Source organism: Neisseria cinerea (assembly GCF_900475315.1).
Classification (GTDB): Bacteria; Pseudomonadota; Gammaproteobacteria; order Burkholderiales; family Neisseriaceae; genus Neisseria; species Neisseria cinerea.
In genome coordinates this window covers 1,590,292-1,606,227 of the sequence record NZ_LS483369.1, presented here as the reverse complement: position 1 = coordinate 1,606,227, position 15,936 = coordinate 1,590,292, and the positions used below count along the sequence as shown (strand labels likewise).

Sequence of the window (15,936 nt, the reverse complement as noted above, 5' to 3'; positions counted from 1 at the left end):
CAGACGGCATTTTTTTCGTCATCCCGACAAGCTCAAACCACCCGGTTTTGCGCCTCGCCTTTCACAAAGGCGTTAATGTTCGCCAACAATATATCGAACAGCCTGTCCAACGCTTCACGGCTTGCCCACGCGGTATGCGGCGTAACAATCAGATTGGGAAGGCGGGCATTCAACAGGGGATTGCCGCCCCTAGGCGGTTCCTCCGTCAAAACATCAACACCTGCCCCGCCGATCTGCCCGTATTTGAGTGCGGCAACCAGCGCGTTTTCATCCACCAGCCCGCCGCGCCCGCAATTGATCAAAACCGCACCGGGCTTCATCTGCTGTAATTCGTTTTCGCCTATCATATTTTCAGTTTGGGCGTTCAGCGGACAGTGCAGCGACAACACATCAGCAGCCCGTACCGCATCTTCAAAGGAAACATAGCCTTCACGCACAGCGGGCGCGTGTTTGTGTTCGGCAAACACCACCCTCATACCGAACGCCTGTGCATATCGGGCAAGCGTCCGTCCTATATTGCCGCGTCCGAAAACCGCCAGCATTTTACCGTTCAAATCCCGAATCGGCGCACCGTAATGGCAGAAAAACGGCGACTTCTCCCATAATCCTGCCGCAACATCACGCTGATAAGCAGGCAAATTCCGCATCAAGGCAATCATCAGCATAAAGGCATGTTCCGCAACCGATTCGTTTCCGTAGGCGCGGACATTGCATACGACAATGCCAGCCGCCTTCGCAGCCTCAATATCGACATTGTTCACACCGGTCGCACTGACGGCAATCAGCTCAAGCTGAGGATTATCCGCAATGATATCGGCAGAAATGACAACCTTATTGGTGATGACAATGTGCGCACCGCATACGCGTACCGCCGTTTCCGCAGCATCTGTCGTGCCGTAAACCGCAAGCTCGTGCGGGAAATCGAAGTGAAAAGCCCGACCGGGTAAAGTATCCGCATCCAATACGACTACTTTCTTCTGATTCATAATTTTTATCCCTATTTGAAAAATGATTCATTTACACTAACAGTAAATAGCAAATTTAAACCGCGCAGCCTTAGGATAATCTTTATCATCTCTCCGTAAATTTTCAATTAATTTTTCAATCAAGGAGATGATGATGCTTAAAACCTTGACTTTTGCCGCACTGCATTTCAGCGTCGCCTTCAGTGTAACCTATGTACTGACGGGCAGTATAGGCGTATCGGGGGCGGTCGCACTGGTCGAGCCCCTAATCAACACCGTCGTTTTCTATTTCCATGAAAAAGCATGGAACCTTTACGAAAAAAATAAAACAGTCCAACAAACACAGCCGTTTCAGCTGCACCGGTGCAGCTGACGTTTGAGCGGCATTTGACTTCGACGGACGGTATGTTACCCTTGCCGTTTTAACCAACAAGCAACGAAAGGACAGATATGGGCAGCCTGATTATTGAAGATTTGCAGGAAGGCTTCGGCAAAGAGGCGGTAAAGGGTAAAGAAATCACCGTCCACTACACCGGCTGGCTGGAAAACGGAACCAAATTCGACTCCAGCCTCGACCGCCGCCAACCGCTGACCATCACGCTCGGCGTCGGACAAGTTATCAAAGGTTGGGACGAAGGCTTCGGCGGCATGAAGGAAGGCGGCAAACGCAAGCTGACCATCCCTTCGGAAATGGGTTACGGCGCACACGGTGCCGGCGGTGTGATTCCCCCGCACGCCACTTTGATATTTGAAGTCGAGCTGTTGAAAGTGTACGAATAAAGCTGCCTGACCCATGCCGTCTGAAACACAAACAAATCGTTTCAGACGGCATTTTGTTTTAAATAAAACATCCGTATTGGCAAATACTATTGAAAAACATAGCCTGTTTTTCCGGTTTTATCGTATCATTCCTCAACTTACCCCATTGATAAGGAAGCGGTTTATGCTGCAAAGAACTTTGGCTAAATCCATCAGCGTTACCGGAGTCGGACTACATTCGGGCGAACGGGTCGCGCTGACCCTGCACCCCTCGCCTGAAAACAGCGGGATTTCCTTCCGCCGCACCGATTTGGACGGCGAGATGGGCGAACAAATCAAGCTGACCCCTTATTTGATCAACGATACCCGCCTTTCCTCCACCATCGTTACCGACAAAGGCGTGCGCGTCGGCACCATCGAACACATCATGTCCGCACTGTCCGCCTACGGTATCGACAATGCATTGATTGAGTTGAACGCGCCCGAAATCCCGATTATGGACGGCTCCAGCCTGCCGTTTATTTACCTCCTGCAAGATGCGGGCGTTGTCGACCAAAAGGCGCAAAAGCGTTTTTTAAAAATCCTCAAACCCGTCGAAGTCAAAGAAGCGGGAAAATGGGTGCGCTTTACACCGTATGACGGATTTAAAGTTACCCTGACCATCGAATTCGACCATCCGGTTTTCAACCGCAGCTCGCCCACTTTTGAAATCGATTTCGCTGGCAAATCCTACATCGATGAAATCGCACGCGCGCGCACTTTCGGCTTTATGCACGAAGTTGAAATGATGCGTGCCCACAATCTCGGCTTAGGCGGCAATTTGAACAACGCCATCGTGATTGACGACACGGATGTCCTGAATCCCGAAGGTTTACGCTATCCCGATGAGTTTGTCCGCCACAAAATCCTTGATGCCATCGGCGATTTGTATATCGTCGGGCATCCGCTCATCGGCGCATTCGAAGGCTACAAATCAGGACATGCCATTAACAATGCACTATTACGCGCAGTTCTGGCGGACGAGACCACCTACGAATGGGTCGAATTTTCCAACAGCGAAGACTTGCCTCCTGCATTTCACGACTTAAACCTCAAGAAGTGTGGATAACTTCCAACTTACCCCCCAATGCCGTCTGAACAAGGAAATCCAATGTTTCAGACGGCATTTTTATATATCATCATACTTCTATTTTTTATTTATACACACTACAATTAAAAATAACATATTGAGTTTATTAAACAATCTGATTTCTCCATAAATTTTCCACCACTTATGCACAAGATGGTTTTTTTGTTATTTCCGTTTTGAACGTTCTGCATAAATCACCTATATTTTTTAAAAAATTTCCACCAATACGCAACATCCGCCACCATAAATCACCCCGCTACGTCCTCCATGAAATATACGAACACCCGCAGAGGAACAAAACCGAGAATATCGCTGCATAACAGTAAAGTTATTCACAGGTCTTAAATTCCAGGCAAATCTATCCACAGAAATGCACAAAACCCCTGCTAACTTGCCGACACCCAAAATAAAAAAACATCCTATTGAAAATAAATACAAAAAAAAGTTATTCACAGAAGGTTTTCAGACTCAATATCATCAGCTTTTTATTATTTAAAATTATATTTAAATTAAATTCTTCAACGCACGTCTGGCAAAAGCGTAAAGAACCTTTTTCAAAACTTTAAACGTTAAATATTGTTAAATAGATGTAAATCAGGTAGAGTTAAAGTTGATAAATTAAATCAATGACGGAGCTTCCAGGAATGAAAGGCAATCTGGGTTTAATCGGTTTGGCCGTTATGGGACAAAACTTGATTCTGAATATGAACGATCATGGTTTTAAGGTTGTTGCCTATAACCGGACTGTTTCTAAAGTTGACGAATTTTTAAAAGGTGCTGCACAAGGTACGGACGTTATCGGCGCATATTCGTTGCAGGACTTGGTTGATAAACTGGAAAAACCAAGAAAAATTATGCTGATGGTTAAGGCAGGTTCGGTGGTTGACAACTTTATCGAACAGCTGTTGCCGCTTTTGGATAAGGGCGATATCATCATTGACGGAGGAAATGCTAATTATCCGGATACAAACAGACGCACCCGTTACCTTTCCGAAAAAGGTATTTTGTTTGTCGGCATGGGGGTCTCCGGCGGAGAGGAAGGCGCGCGGCACGGCCCGTCTATCATGCCGGGCGGAGATGAGCGTGCATGGGAAGCTGTTAAACCGATTTTCCAGGCGATTGCCGCGAAAACCCCTCAAGGTGAGCCGTGTTGCGATTGGGTCGGCAGGGATGGGGCGGGACATTTCGTCAAAATGGTACACAACGGTATCGAATACGGCGATATGCAGTTGATTTGCGAGGCATACCAATTTATGAAAGATGGCCTAGGTATGTCCCACGAAGAAATGCATCAAGTATTCGCCGAATGGAATCAAACCGAGCTTAACTCGTATCTTATTGAAATTACGGCATCCATTTTGGCGTACAAAGACGAGGGAGGCGAACCGCTGGTTGAAAAAATCCTCGATACGGCAGGACAAAAGGGAACGGGGAAATGGACGGGTATCAATGCGCTGGATTTAGGTATTCCGCTGACGCTGATTTCAGAAGCCGTGTTTGCCCGTTGTGTTTCTTCGCTGAAAGAACAGCGTACTCAAAACAGTAAATTGTTCGGACAAAAAGTTTTCCCTGTGGATGGGGATAAAAAACAATGGGTCGACAATTTGCGCCAAGCATTGCTTGCATCAAAAATAATTTCGTATGCGCAAGGATTTATGCTGATTCGGGAAGCTGGGGAAACCTATAACTGGAATTTAAACTACGGCAAAACGGCCTTGCTCTGGCGCGAGGGGTGCATCATTCGCAGCGCATTCTTAAGCAATATCCGCGATGCCTATGAAAACAATCCGGATTTGGTGTTTTTAGGTACTGATCCCTACTTTAAAAATATTTTGGAAACATGCCTTCCGGCATGGCGAAAAGTGGTTGCCAAGGCAATCGAATGCGGTATCCCCATGCCGTGTATGGCTTCCGCCGTTACGTTTTTAGACGGCTATACGTCCGAACGGCTGCCTGCCAACCTACTGCAGGCGCAACGTGACTATTTCGGTGCGCATACGTACGAACGGACCGATAAACCGAGAGGCGAGTTTTTCCATACGAACTGGACGGGCAAAGGCGGAGATACCGCTTCGACGACGTACGATATTTAAAACTGTTTCAGGATATGCCGTCTGAACCGTTCAGACGGCATTTGTTTTACGGAAAATTTTAATGTTTCAATGGCTTTATGATGTGTTGTGGCGGTTTGTGCCGGTATTGATACGGCACCGGCTTCGCAAGCGGGCGGAGAAATCTCCGGCGTATAGGGAAAATTGGGGGGAGCGCTTCGGCAAACCGCATCCGCATCCGGTTAGTGGTGCGATTTGGATACATGCGGTGTCTGTCGGTGAAACGCGTGCCGCCTTACCGCTGGTGAATGAGTTAAGGCAGCGTTTTCCCGGCGTGCCGCTGCTGATTACCCAGATGACACCGACAGGGCGGGAAACGGCTCAGGCGGTGTTTCCTGATGCGCAATGCCGTTACCTGCCTTATGACAGAAAGGCATGGGTGAGGCAGTTTTTGCGCGAACACCGCCCTTTGTTCGGCGTGTTGATGGAAACGGAAATCTGGCCCAACCTGATGACGGCGTGTCGGGAGGAAGGGATTCCGCTGTTTTTGGCAAATGCAAGGCTGTCGGAAAAATCTCTGAAAGGATATTTAAAAATACTCAGCCTGATCCGTCCTGCAGCAGCTTCATTGTCCGGCTGTCTGGCTCAGACGGAGGCGGATGCCGCCCGCCTGATGCGGATAGGCGTACGGGAAAGCAGTGTGTGCGGCAATACCAAATACGACATGATGCCGTCTGAAAGTATGAATATACTGGCGGATAAATTTAAAAAACGAATCGGAGGCCGTCCGGTTGCCGTGTGCGGCAGCACGCGCGTATACAAAGGGGAGGACGAGGCGGAGAAACTGTTGGCGGCATGGCGGAAATATCGCGGAAATGCACTTTTGGTTATTGTCCCACGGCATCCAGAGCATTTTCAGACGGCATTTGAAACGGCAGAACGCTTCGGGTTTAAGGTTCAGCGGCGCAGTGACGGTTTGCCGGTGGCGGCCGATACGCAGGTCTGGATAGGGGACAGTATGGGGGAACTGCATGCGTATTATTTAAGTGCCGATGTCGCCTTTGTCGGAGGAAGCTTGGTGGATTCCGGCTGTCAAAACATCATCGAACCGCTTTCCTGTCATGTTCCTACGATATTCGGCTTTTCTACTTACAACTTTGCCCAGGCATGCAGCCATGCACTGGAGGCCGGTGCGGCAATCCAGGTAGATTCTGCAGACGGATGGCGTGAGGCGGTCGAATCGGTATTGGCGCAAGGAGGAAGCGGCGCACCGATGAGTGAGCGTATCGAAAAATTCATTTCCCAACATCGCGGGGCTAGTGGGAGAATGGCGGAAATGATTTGCCAGACAGTGCGAAATGCGGATTCTGTATGCGAGTGATACAATCGGCATTCACAGATTTAGGTAGGGGTATCGTATGAGCATTTATGCCGTTGCGCACATTGTCCACCTGTATTGCGCCATTGCCTTTGTCGGAGGCGTATTTTTTGAAATGCTGGTGTTGTCCGTCCTGCATACAGGCAGGGTGTCCAGGGAGTCGCGGCGGGAAGTGGAAAAAGCCATGTCTTACCGCGCCGTCAGGGTGATGCCGGCAGTGGTCGGACTCTTGTTTGCCAGCGGCATCGTGATGGCGGCAAACCGTTATCTTCCTGTATTGGGTGAACCGTTTACCACATCCTTCGGTACGATGCTGGCCTTGAAAATCCTGCTTGCATGCAGCGTGTTGGTGCACTTTGCCATAGCCGTCGTCAAAATGGCGCGCTCCACGTTAACCGTGAGGTGGTCGAAATACATACACGCCGTTGTCTTTACCCATATGCTGCTGATTGTGTTTTTGGCGAAGGCCATGTTTTATCTCAGCTGGTGAATAAAATCCTCAAAATAGGAGATTGAATAATGTCTGAATTCCCCGAAGTCGGGACGCCGTTGTTTTACGGCGTTTTTTTTACCGCCGTATTGCTTATGGTTGCCGTCGATATGCTTTCACTGAGGAAAAACGGCAGCCATAAAGTCGGCATCAAAGAAGCGTTGGCGTGGAGCGGATTATGGGTTGCCGTATCCTGCCTGTTTGCCGGATGGCTGTATATCGAGCTTGCCGGCAATCCCGTGTATGGAGCCGCAGTAGCTAAAGAAAAAGTTTTGGAGTTTTTTACCGGATATATTTTGGAAAAGTCGCTGGCGGTGGACAACATATTCGTATTCCTGATGATTTTCGGCTATTTTAAAGTTGCTCCGAAGTATCAGCACCGTGTTTTGCTGTACGGCGTATTTGGGGCATTGGTTTTGCGTGCCGTAATGATTTTTATCGGTGCGGCACTGGTTCGGCAGTTTGAATGGATACTTTACCTTTTTGGCGCGTTCCTGCTGTACACGGGTATACGCATGATGAAGTCGGAGGAGGATGAAGAAGACTTGTCCGGCAACCGGCTGTTGGGTGTTGTGAAGAAAATTATTCCCGTCGGCTCTGAATTTCACGGAGATAAATTTTTCACCATCGAAAACGGCAAAAAAATAGCCACTCCGCTGTTTTTAGTTTTAATCATGATTGAGTTGAGTGATGTTATATTTGCGGTGGACAGCATACCGGCGGTTTTTGCGGTAACCACAGACCCGTTCATCGTGTTGACATCCAATATTTTTGCCGTTTTGGGTTTGAGGGCGATGTATTTCCTTCTGGCAGATGTCGCGGAACGTTTTGTATTCCTGAAATATGGATTGGCATTTGTTTTGAGTTTCATCGGTCTGAAAATGCTGATGATGCATTGGGTACACATCCCGATTTCCATTTCTTTGTCGGTGGTGTTCGGCGCATTGGGAGCGTCGATATTGACATCATTAATTTATACGAAAAAACAGGTTGATAAATAAAAATGCCGTCTGAATTCCTGAGAGGGGTTGACAACAACTAAGCTGATATATAAAATTCAAAACTTACTGGGTCGTTAGCTCAGTCGGTAGAGCAGCGGACTTTTAATCCGTTGGTCGAGCGTTCGAATCGCTCACGACCCACCAGATAAAATAAAAAAGCCGAGCTTTAAAGCTCGGCTTTTTTATTTGTTTTTTTAATGTAATGCTAAAAATAGCCGGTATTTCACCAAATTCTTTTCAGTACAACGTATCGGCGGTAAAAATCCTTTATAATTCTGCCATTCGGAAAATATACCTTATTCAGGGAGATACCTCCCGAGATTATCATGGAAGAACAAACGTGGATAAACTGAAAATTTCCGCAAACGGGCCGCTCAACGGCGAAATTACAGTTTCCGGTGCAAAAAATGCAGCTTTACCGCTGATGTGTGCCGGCTTGCTGACATCAGGTACGCTCCGCCTGAAAAACGTCCCCATGCTGGCTGATGTCAAAACCACGCAAAAACTGCTTCAAGGGATGGGCGCACGCGTTCTGACCGACAATATCAGCGAATTTGAAATCAACGGAGGTACGGTAAACAATACCTGTGCCCCTTACGAATTGGTCAGAACCATGCGCGCCTCAATTTTGGTACTCGGCCCTACGCTGGCGCGTTTCGGTGAGGCGCAAGTCAGTCTGCCGGGCGGTTGTGCCATCGGTTCCCGCCCTGTCGACCAGCATTTGAAAGGCTTGGAAGCGATGGGTGCTGAGATTGTTATCGAACACGGTTACGTCAAAGCCAAGGGTAAGCTTAAAGGCACGCGTGTGGCAATGGATGTGGTAACGGTCGGCGGTACGGAAAACCTGCTGATGGCGGCTACTCTGGCCGAGGGTACGACGGTTTTGGAAAATTGCGCCATCGAGCCTGAGGTGGTTGATTTGGCGGAATGCCTGGTCAAAATGGGTGCGAAAATCAGCGGTATAGGAACCTCAACCATGATTGTGGAAGGAGTGGATGAGTTGCACGGCTGCGAACACAGCGTTGTTCCCGACCGGATTGAAGCGGGTACGTTCCTGTGTGCGGTGGCAATGACCGGCGGCAAGGTGGTTTTGCGAAATGCCGCACCGAAAACCATGGAAGTGGTTTTGGATAAATTGGTCGAGGCCGGGGCGTTAATCGAAGTCGGAGACGATTGGATTGCCATCGATATGCGTCAACGTCCGAAGGCGGTGGACATCCGTACGGTCGTCCATCCCGGCTTTCCTACCGATATGCAGGCGCAGTTCATGGCGTTGAATGCCGTGTCTGAGGGGAGCTGCCGTGTGGTAGAGACAATTTTTGAAAACCGCTTTATGCATGTTCCGGAGTTAAACCGGATGGGGGCAAAAATAACGACCGAGGGCAATACGGCATTTGTCCAAGGGGTGGAGCAGCTTTCCGGTGCGGTCGTCAAGGCGACGGACTTGCGCGCTTCCGCCAGCCTTGTTATCGCCGGTTTGGTTGCACGGGGGGAAACTGTGGTCGAACAGATTTACCACTTGGATCGCGGTTATGAAAATATTGAGAAAAAGCTCGGTAAAGTCGGTGCGACAATCGAACGCATCTCCGGATAAATGTTTCGTCATGCCGTCTGAAACAATTCAGACGGCATGATTCGTTCCCCTACAATAAAACCTATTTGGAAAAAAGGACTTATGATGGCATTTTTAAAATTGACCGAACAAGACGTGCAAGGTAAAACCGTCCTCATCCGCGCCGATATGAACGTGCCGTTCAAAGACGGCAAAATCAGCGACGACACCCGTATCCGCGCCTCGCTCGCATCCATCAAATACTGCTTGGACAACGGTGCGTCCGTTATTGTGATGACCCACTTGGGCCGCCCGACCGAAGGCGAATTCCATCCCGAAGACGATGTCGCGCCCGTTGCCGCGCATTTGGGCGGCCTGTTGGGCAAAGACGTAAAAGTATTGAACGACTGGCGTGAAAACAAACCTACCCTGAACGCTGGCGATGTCGTCATGCTGCAAAACGTGCGCATCAACAAAGGCGAGAAGAAAAACGATTTGGAGCTGGGCAAAGCCTACGCCGCCTTGTGCGACGTGTTCGTCAATGACGCGTTCGGCACCGCCCATCGCGCCCAAGCCTCGACCGAAGCCGTTGCCCAAGCCGCGCCCGTTGCCTGCGCCGGCGTATTGATGGCGGGCGAACTCGACGCTTTGGGCAAAGCCCTGAAAGAGCCTGCGCGCCCGATGGTGGCGATTGTCGCCGGCAGCAAAGTGTCCACCAAACTGACCATCCTTGAATCGCTGGCGGACAAAGTCGACCAACTCATCGTCGGCGGTGGCATCGCCAACACTTTCCTGTTGGCGGAAGGCAAAGCCATCGGCAAATCTTTGGCGGAACATGATTTGGTGGAAGAATCCAAAAAAATCATGGCGAAAATGGCGGCCAAAGGCGGCTCCGTACCGCTGCCGACTGATGTCGTCGTTGCCAAAGCCTTTGCCGCCGATGCCGAAGCGGTCGTTAAAGACATTGCCGACGTTGCCGAAGACGACATGATTTTGGACATCGGTCCGAAATCCGCCGCCGCGCTTGCCGAGTTGCTCAAAGCCGCCGGCACGGTGGTGTGGAACGGTCCGGTCGGTGTGTTCGAGTTTGACCAGTTCGCAGGCGGCACGAAAGCCCTTGCCGAAGCCATCGCCCAAAGTAAAGCGTTCTCGATTGCGGGCGGCGGCGACACGCTGGCGGCGATTGCCAAGTTCGGTGTTACCAACCAAATCGGCTACATCTCCACCGGCGGCGGCGCGTTCCTTGAGTTCTTGGAAGGTAAAGAGCTGCCAGCCGTAGCCGCTTTGGAAAAACGCGGCGAGTAAACGGTTTGATATAAAAAAATGCCGTCTGAAAACAATTTGTTTCAGACGGCATTTTGTATGGCGGTTATTGTGCTTTGGCATTCCATTCTGCCGGTGTGGCGGCTACCGAAATGGAAAGTGCGTGCAGTTCGTTGCTTTCCAGTTGGGCTTTAAGCCCGTCTTTAATCAGGCGGTGGCGTGCAAGGCGTGCTTTGCCTTCAAATTCTGATGAAACGATGACGGCGAAAAAATGGTGTCCGTCGCCTTCTACTTCGATATGTTCGCATTTTGCCACGCCTTCAATCATGGCTTTTACTTGTTCCGGGGTCAGCATGGTAGGTTCCTTGTTGGAAAAATGCGCCATTATACTGGCAAATTGAAATGCCGTCTGAAAACGGCTTCAGACGGCATTTTATCGGGATTATTTTCTGGCTTTAAAACCGAGCAGGTGTTGGGTGGTGGCAAGCCACGCCCCCAATATCCCCAGTGCGACGACGAAGCCGAACACCAGCGCGATTTCTCCCGGGTAGAAGAAACGCCAGCCGATATTAAGCCCATAGGGTTTGAAGATGGCATCGACCAACGGGCGCACGGCGGAGAGCAGCCAGCCGCAAAGCCCCAGACTGACGGCGGCGGAAAGAATGCTCTGCCACATGGCTTGATAAAGGAATGGGCGGCGGATAAACGATGCAGGCGCACCGAGCAGCTTGGTGATTTCGATTTCTTCTTTGCGGCTGAGGATTTGCAGGCGGATGGTGTTGTGTGCGACAAGGACGAACGCCATCCCCAGCGTCAGTGAAAGAAACCATAAAATTTTACGGATGAATTCGTTGATTTGGTACAGTGTCTGTACCCATTCTGTATCCATGTTGGCGGATTCGACCATAGGCAGTTTGGTAATGTCCCGGTAGATTGCCTGCATTTGGTCGGGAGTAGTTGCCGGGTCGGGGGTAACGATAAAGACATCCGGCAGGGGGTTGCTGTCAAGCATGGAAATTAGATTTTGGTCGAGATTGGACTGTAATTCTTCCAGACCGTCTTCTTTGCTGATAAAGCGGATGTTGTCGAGCCGTTTGTCGCGCGTCAGCAGGCTGCGCACGGTCTCGCTGTCGCTTTGTGCGGCAGCGGTTTCCATATAGATTGTGATTTGCGGCGACTCGTTGAGTTTGCCTAAAACGCTTTGTCCGCTTTGGATGCCCAAATACATAAATAGCGGCAGCGTCATGGCGACGGCGAGCATCAGGAGGGTCAGTATCGTGCCGACAGGTTGGCGCATGAGTTGTTTGAGTGCGGTGCGTGCGGATTCGACGTGCAGCGAGACGTAGTGAATGATGCTCATGCGAGACGTCCTTTCGAGAGGCGCAGGATGCGGTGTCCGTAGTCCGCCATAAGGGTTTCGTCATGGGCGGCAACAATGACGGTGGTTCCTGCTTCGTGGAAGGTTTTGAACAATTCCATGATGTCGAGCGCGTAGGCGCGGTCGAGGTTGGCCGAGGGTTCGTCGGCAATCAGCAGGCTGGGCTGGTGAACGACGGCGCGGGCAATGCACAGGCGTTGTTGTTCACCGCCCGAGAGGGTTACGGGATCGTCCAATTCTCGCCCTTTTAAGCCGACTTTTTCAATAGCGATGCGGGCGCGTTCTTCGGCTTTGCGCGGTTGATAACCGATAATCCGCAGCGGGAGGATGACGTTTTGCAGGACGTTGCGGTCGTAGAGGATTTTGTGGTCTTGGAACACGATGCCGATATGTTGGCGCATAAAGCCGATTTGGTTGTCGGTCAGTGTGCCGAGGTCTTGTTTGTTGAAGTGGACTTTGCCCCTGCTTGGTTTGGTAATGCCCGAAATTAGCTTGAGGACGGTGGATTTGCCTGAACCGGAGTGTCCTGCAATAAAAATCATCTCGCCTTTGTTGATTTGGAAGCTGACATTTTTCAGGGCTTCAAAACCGCCGGGATAGGTTTTGGAAACTTGTTCGAAACGGATCATGAGAGTTCCTATAGAGGGGCATACCGTATCAGGTTATTTGCCTGAAAATGGGGGGGGAGCGGTATGCTGTCTGAACAATAAGTAAGTAACGGAGATTATAAAGATTCCGTTTGTTTTTAGATAGTGGATAAGTTTGGCGGATACCGAAGGCTGGGAGGGAAAAATGCCGTCTGAAGTCATTTCAGACGGCATAAGAGATTTAACGGCATTTTGAATAGGCTAGTTTGACAGCTTCCGTCAGGCTTTTTTCGTTTACTTCCCCGGTAATGGTCTGCTTGTATCCGCATTTCGGGGCTTCGACGACGGTAAAGGGCAATACACCGATATTGTTTCCGTGGGATTTCATAAAGTTTCGGCTGCTTGCTCCGGTATAGCGCCAAATCGGGTAGCTGACCGGGGTCTGCTTGAGGAAGTTTCCGATATTGTCGGATGTATCAAGCGCGATACCGACCATATCGACGCTGCCTTTTTTCTGGGCTTTGTACCATTTGGACATAACCGGCATCTCTTTGCGGCACGGGCCGCACCAGGTTGCCCAAAGATTGACTATGCGGACAGGGGCTTTGAGTGATTGCAGGGTTTGTGCGGCATTGTCTTTCCAGTCGGCAAGCTCGTCTGCCGATGCAGTATGGGAAACCAGTACGCCGGCAAGTGCGATTGCGGCAAGCGGTAAGTGTTTCATTTTTTGTCCTCCGTATATGGATTGGGGTATTGTAAACCGTTTGGTGCGGCTGTCTATGGTTTGAAGGAGGATATTGAGTAAAATTCTACAGAAGCCGATAATGAGGCTGTTGCCGACAAATAAGGAAATACCATGTCTGAAATTAAAATTTTCCACAATCCACGTTGCAGTAAGTCACGAGCCGCCTTATCCCTTTTGGAGGAACGCGGGATATCGGCCGATGTGGTCGGGTATTTGGATAACCCGCCTGATTTGCCTGCATTACGGGATATTTTTAACAAATTGGGTTTGGATTCGGTTCGGGGCATGATGCGCGTCAAGGATGATTTGTATCGGGATTTGGGTTTGGATAATCCGGATTTGGATAACGATGCGCTGCTGCAGGCGATTGTCGAACACCCCGCTTTACTGGAACGCCCGATTGTTTTGGCGAACGGTAAGGCTGCCATCGGAAGGCCTTTGGAAAATATTGAAGCAATATTGTGAAAAAACGGCTGTTTCGCAGCCGTGAAGGGTTGCGCTATTACCTGCTTGGCGGTTTTTGCTTTTGGTTTTTTTTGTTTGCCTCGTTGTTTGCCTCATCCGTTTGGACGGTGTATCGGCTGAATGAAGGGGTTTTACCCGCAGGTACCCGTGCGGATGCCGCATTGGTTTTGGGAGCTGCTGCATGGGACAAACGCCCGTCCCCTGTTTTTCGGGAACGCATCAACCATGCCATCGCGCTTTATCAGGGGCACAGGGTCGGTAAAATTATTTTTACCGGCGGCAGAAGTAAAAAGGGTTACATGACGGAGGCCGAAGTCGGGCGGCGGTATGCGCTCAAGCAAGGTGTTCCGGCGCACAATATCTTATTTGAAAACACGTCGCGCAATACCTATGAAAATCTGAACAACATCCGTCCGATTTTACAGGCCAACGGTATTTCCAGCGTAGTAATCGTCAGCGATCCCTATCACTTGGCCCGTGCTGCGGAAATGGCCGGGGATTTAGGGGTTCGGGTTTATGTTTCCGCCACGCCGACGACACGTTTTGATACCGCGAGCGGAAAGAAAAATTTTATCCTTCATGAAGGATATGCCCTCACCCTTTACCGTTTGGAAAAATGGGGGAGGCGTTTTTTTAATTGGCTGTTTGGTTGAAAACAACGGAATGCCGTCTGAAACTTATCCGCAAGTAAGCTTCAGACGGCATTTTTAATGCTTAAGCACGGTAAAAACAGTAAAATAAGGCGTTTTAAAAGATTCTGGAGCCATCATGACCGTCAAAACCCGTTTCGCCCCCAGCCCCACCGGCTACCTGCACATCGGCGGCGTGCGCACCGCCTTGTTTTCATGGGCGTTTGCCCGCCATCACAAAGGCGAGTTCCTATTGCGTATTGAAGACACCGACTTGGCGCGTTCCACCGCCGAATCCGTCAACGTCATCCTCGACGGCATGAAATGGGTCGGCCTGAACTACGACAACGCCGACAACGTCGTGTACCAAACCCGCCGTTTCGACCGCTATAAAGAAGTCATCGCCGAACTTTTAGAAAAAGGCCATGCCTACTACTGCTATTGCAGCAAAGAAGAGCTGGAAGCCATGCGCGAGAAAGCCGAAAAAGAAGGCACGGCGACTTACGACCGCCGCTGGCGTCCCGAAGAGGGCAAAACCCTGCCCGAAATCCCTGCCGATGTGCAACCCGTCGTCCGCTTCAAAACGCCTTTGGACGGCGTTACCCAGTGGACGGACTTGGTCAAAGGCGAAATCTCCATTCCCAACGAAGCACTCGATGATCTGATTATCGCCCGCGCCGACGGCACGCCGACCTACAACTTCTGCGTCGTCGTGGACGACTACGACATGGGCGTTACCCACGTTATCCGCGGTGATGACCATGTGAACAACACCCCGAAACAAATCAACATCTTAAAAGCCATCGGCGCAAACCTGCCCGAATACGGCCACCTGCCCATGATTCTTAACGAACAAGGCAAAAAAATCTCCAAACGCAGCGGCGATACCGTTGCCATTACCGATTTCGGCGCGATGGGTATCCTGCCCGAAGCCATGCTCAACTATCTGGCGCGTTTGGGCTGGGCACACGGCGACGACGAGTTCTTTACGATGGAACAATTCATCGAATGGTTTGATTTGAAAGATGTTTCCCCGTCTCCAAGCCGTATGGACTTGAAAAAGCTCTACTGGATCAACGGCGAACACATCAAAATTACCGCCAACGAAAAACTTGCCGAAATGGTGAAACCGCGCCTCGCCCTGCGCGATATCCACGAAACAAGCAAGCCTGCTTTGGAGGACGTGTTGGCATTGGTCAAAGACCGCGCCCAAGACCTGAACACGCTTGCCGACGAGTGCCTCTACTTCTACGTTAAACAAACGCCGGCCGAAGCGGACGTGCAGAAACACTGGGACGACGAAGCCGCCGCCCGTATGCTGCGCTTCGCCGAACGCCTCGAAGGGCTGGAAGACTGGAACGCCGAAGCCATCCACGACCTGTTCAAACCCTTCTGCGACGAAGAAGGCATCAAAATGGGCAAACTCGGCATGCCCCTGCGCCTCGCTGTATGCGGTACGGCGAAAACCCCAAGCGTCGATGCCGTGTTGGCATTAATCGGCAAAGAAGAAGTGTTGAAACGTATCCGCGCTTAAGTTATCCACA

General features: G+C 50.4%; 17 protein-coding genes and 1 tRNA gene. 13 read left to right on the top strand and 5 right to left on the bottom strand.

The genetic code is table 11. The annotated features are described in order from the left end of the window. Nucleotides 1–32: 32 nt before the first annotated feature. Nucleotides 33–986 carry a D-2-hydroxyacid dehydrogenase gene (locus DQM57_RS08310; protein WP_111727498.1) on the bottom strand — a complete coding sequence of 318 codons (954 nt, stop codon included), beginning with the start codon at nt 984–986 and terminating at the stop codon, nt 33–35. A 133-nt stretch (nt 987–1,119) separates the two neighbouring features. On the opposite strand from DQM57_RS08310, the gene DQM57_RS08305 reads away from it, so the two are divergent. The 10 genes from DQM57_RS08305 (at nt 1,120) to DQM57_RS08260 (ending at nt 10,630) form a co-directional block, all read left to right on the top strand. Then, nucleotides 1,120–1,338: a DUF2061 domain-containing protein gene (locus DQM57_RS08305; protein WP_002249615.1), complete on the top strand. Its 219-nt coding sequence runs from the start codon at nt 1,120–1,122 to the stop codon at nt 1,336–1,338. A gap of 77 nt (nt 1,339–1,415) precedes the next feature. Continuing rightward, the gene (locus DQM57_RS08300; protein ID WP_002240914.1) at nt 1,416–1,745 is read left to right on the top strand and encodes an FKBP-type peptidyl-prolyl cis-trans isomerase; all 330 of its coding nucleotides are present in this window, start codon (nt 1,416–1,418) and stop codon (nt 1,743–1,745) included. A 163-nt stretch (nt 1,746–1,908) separates the two neighbouring features. Further along, nucleotides 1,909–2,832: a UDP-3-O-acyl-N-acetylglucosamine deacetylase gene (gene lpxC / locus DQM57_RS08295; RefSeq protein WP_111727497.1), complete on the top strand. Its 924-nt coding sequence runs from the start codon at nt 1,909–1,911 to the stop codon at nt 2,830–2,832. A 665-nt stretch (nt 2,833–3,497) separates the two neighbouring features. Continuing rightward, nucleotides 3,498–4,946, top strand: coding sequence for a decarboxylating NADP(+)-dependent phosphogluconate dehydrogenase (gnd, locus tag DQM57_RS08290; RefSeq protein WP_111727496.1), 1,449 nt, complete (start codon nt 3,498–3,500; stop codon nt 4,944–4,946). 61 nt (nt 4,947–5,007) lie between these two features. Next, on the top strand, nt 5,008–6,285 hold the full coding sequence (waaA, locus tag DQM57_RS08285; protein WP_111727495.1) for a lipid IV(A) 3-deoxy-D-manno-octulosonic acid transferase: 1,278 nt from the start codon (nt 5,008–5,010) through the stop codon (nt 6,283–6,285). Between the two features lie 37 nt (nt 6,286–6,322). Continuing rightward, nucleotides 6,323–6,772 carry a CopD family copper resistance protein gene (locus DQM57_RS08280; protein WP_111727494.1) on the top strand — a complete coding sequence of 150 codons (450 nt, stop codon included), beginning with the start codon at nt 6,323–6,325 and terminating at the stop codon, nt 6,770–6,772. A 29-nt stretch (nt 6,773–6,801) separates the two neighbouring features. Continuing rightward, on the top strand, nt 6,802–7,773 hold the full coding sequence (locus tag DQM57_RS08275; protein WP_111727493.1) for a TerC family protein: 972 nt from the start codon (nt 6,802–6,804) through the stop codon (nt 7,771–7,773). A 68-nt stretch (nt 7,774–7,841) separates the two neighbouring features. Then, nucleotides 7,842–7,917, top strand: a tRNA-Lys gene (locus tag DQM57_RS08270). 196 nt (nt 7,918–8,113) lie between these two features. After that, the gene (gene murA / locus DQM57_RS08265; RefSeq protein ID WP_039854428.1) at nt 8,114–9,367 is read left to right on the top strand and encodes a UDP-N-acetylglucosamine 1-carboxyvinyltransferase; all 1,254 of its coding nucleotides are present in this window, start codon (nt 8,114–8,116) and stop codon (nt 9,365–9,367) included. An 84-nt stretch (nt 9,368–9,451) separates the two neighbouring features. Next, nucleotides 9,452–10,630 (top strand): phosphoglycerate kinase, encoded by a 1,179-nt coding sequence (locus tag DQM57_RS08260; RefSeq protein ID WP_039854426.1) that lies wholly within the window; start codon nt 9,452–9,454, stop codon nt 10,628–10,630. A 64-nt stretch (nt 10,631–10,694) separates the two neighbouring features. On the opposite strand, the gene DQM57_RS08255 is transcribed toward DQM57_RS08260, so the two are convergent. The 4 genes from DQM57_RS08255 to DQM57_RS08240 form a co-directional block, all read right to left on the bottom strand. After that, on the bottom strand, nt 10,695–10,943 hold the full coding sequence (locus tag DQM57_RS08255) for a BolA family protein (RefSeq protein WP_002218280.1): 249 nt from the start codon (nt 10,941–10,943) through the stop codon (nt 10,695–10,697). An 87-nt stretch (nt 10,944–11,030) separates the two neighbouring features. Next, entirely contained in the window at nt 11,031–11,948 is a 918-nt protein-coding gene (gene ftsX / locus DQM57_RS08250; RefSeq protein WP_111727492.1) for a permease-like cell division protein FtsX, read from the bottom strand. Then, nucleotides 11,945–12,595 carry a cell division ATP-binding protein FtsE gene (ftsE, locus tag DQM57_RS08245; RefSeq protein WP_111727491.1) on the bottom strand — a complete coding sequence of 217 codons (651 nt, stop codon included), beginning with the start codon at nt 12,593–12,595 and terminating at the stop codon, nt 11,945–11,947. The genes ftsX and ftsE overlap by 4 nt, the downstream gene beginning before the upstream one ends. A gap of 199 nt (nt 12,596–12,794) precedes the next feature. Next, nucleotides 12,795–13,277, bottom strand: a complete 483-nt coding sequence (locus DQM57_RS08240) for a TlpA disulfide reductase family protein (RefSeq protein ID WP_107860335.1) — start codon at nt 13,275–13,277, stop codon at nt 12,795–12,797. Nucleotides 13,278–13,409: 132 nt separating this feature from the next. Here DQM57_RS08240 and arsC point away from each other — a divergent pair, with 132 nt between their 5' ends. The 3 genes from arsC to gltX all read left to right on the top strand — a co-directional run bounded on the left by arsC (nt 13,410) and on the right by gltX (nt 15,926). Continuing rightward, nucleotides 13,410–13,763, top strand: coding sequence for an arsenate reductase (glutaredoxin) (arsC, locus tag DQM57_RS08235; protein ID WP_107860336.1), 354 nt, complete (start codon nt 13,410–13,412; stop codon nt 13,761–13,763). Further along, complete coding sequence (locus DQM57_RS08230) at nt 13,760–14,416, top strand: YdcF family protein (protein ID WP_107860337.1); 657 nt, start codon at nt 13,760–13,762, stop codon at nt 14,414–14,416. The genes arsC and DQM57_RS08230 overlap by 4 nt, the downstream gene beginning before the upstream one ends. Before the next feature lie 115 nt (nt 14,417–14,531). Beyond that, complete coding sequence (gltX, locus tag DQM57_RS08225; RefSeq protein ID WP_111727490.1) at nt 14,532–15,926, top strand: glutamate--tRNA ligase; 1,395 nt, start codon at nt 14,532–14,534, stop codon at nt 15,924–15,926. Nucleotides 15,927–15,936: the final 10 nt, after the last annotated feature.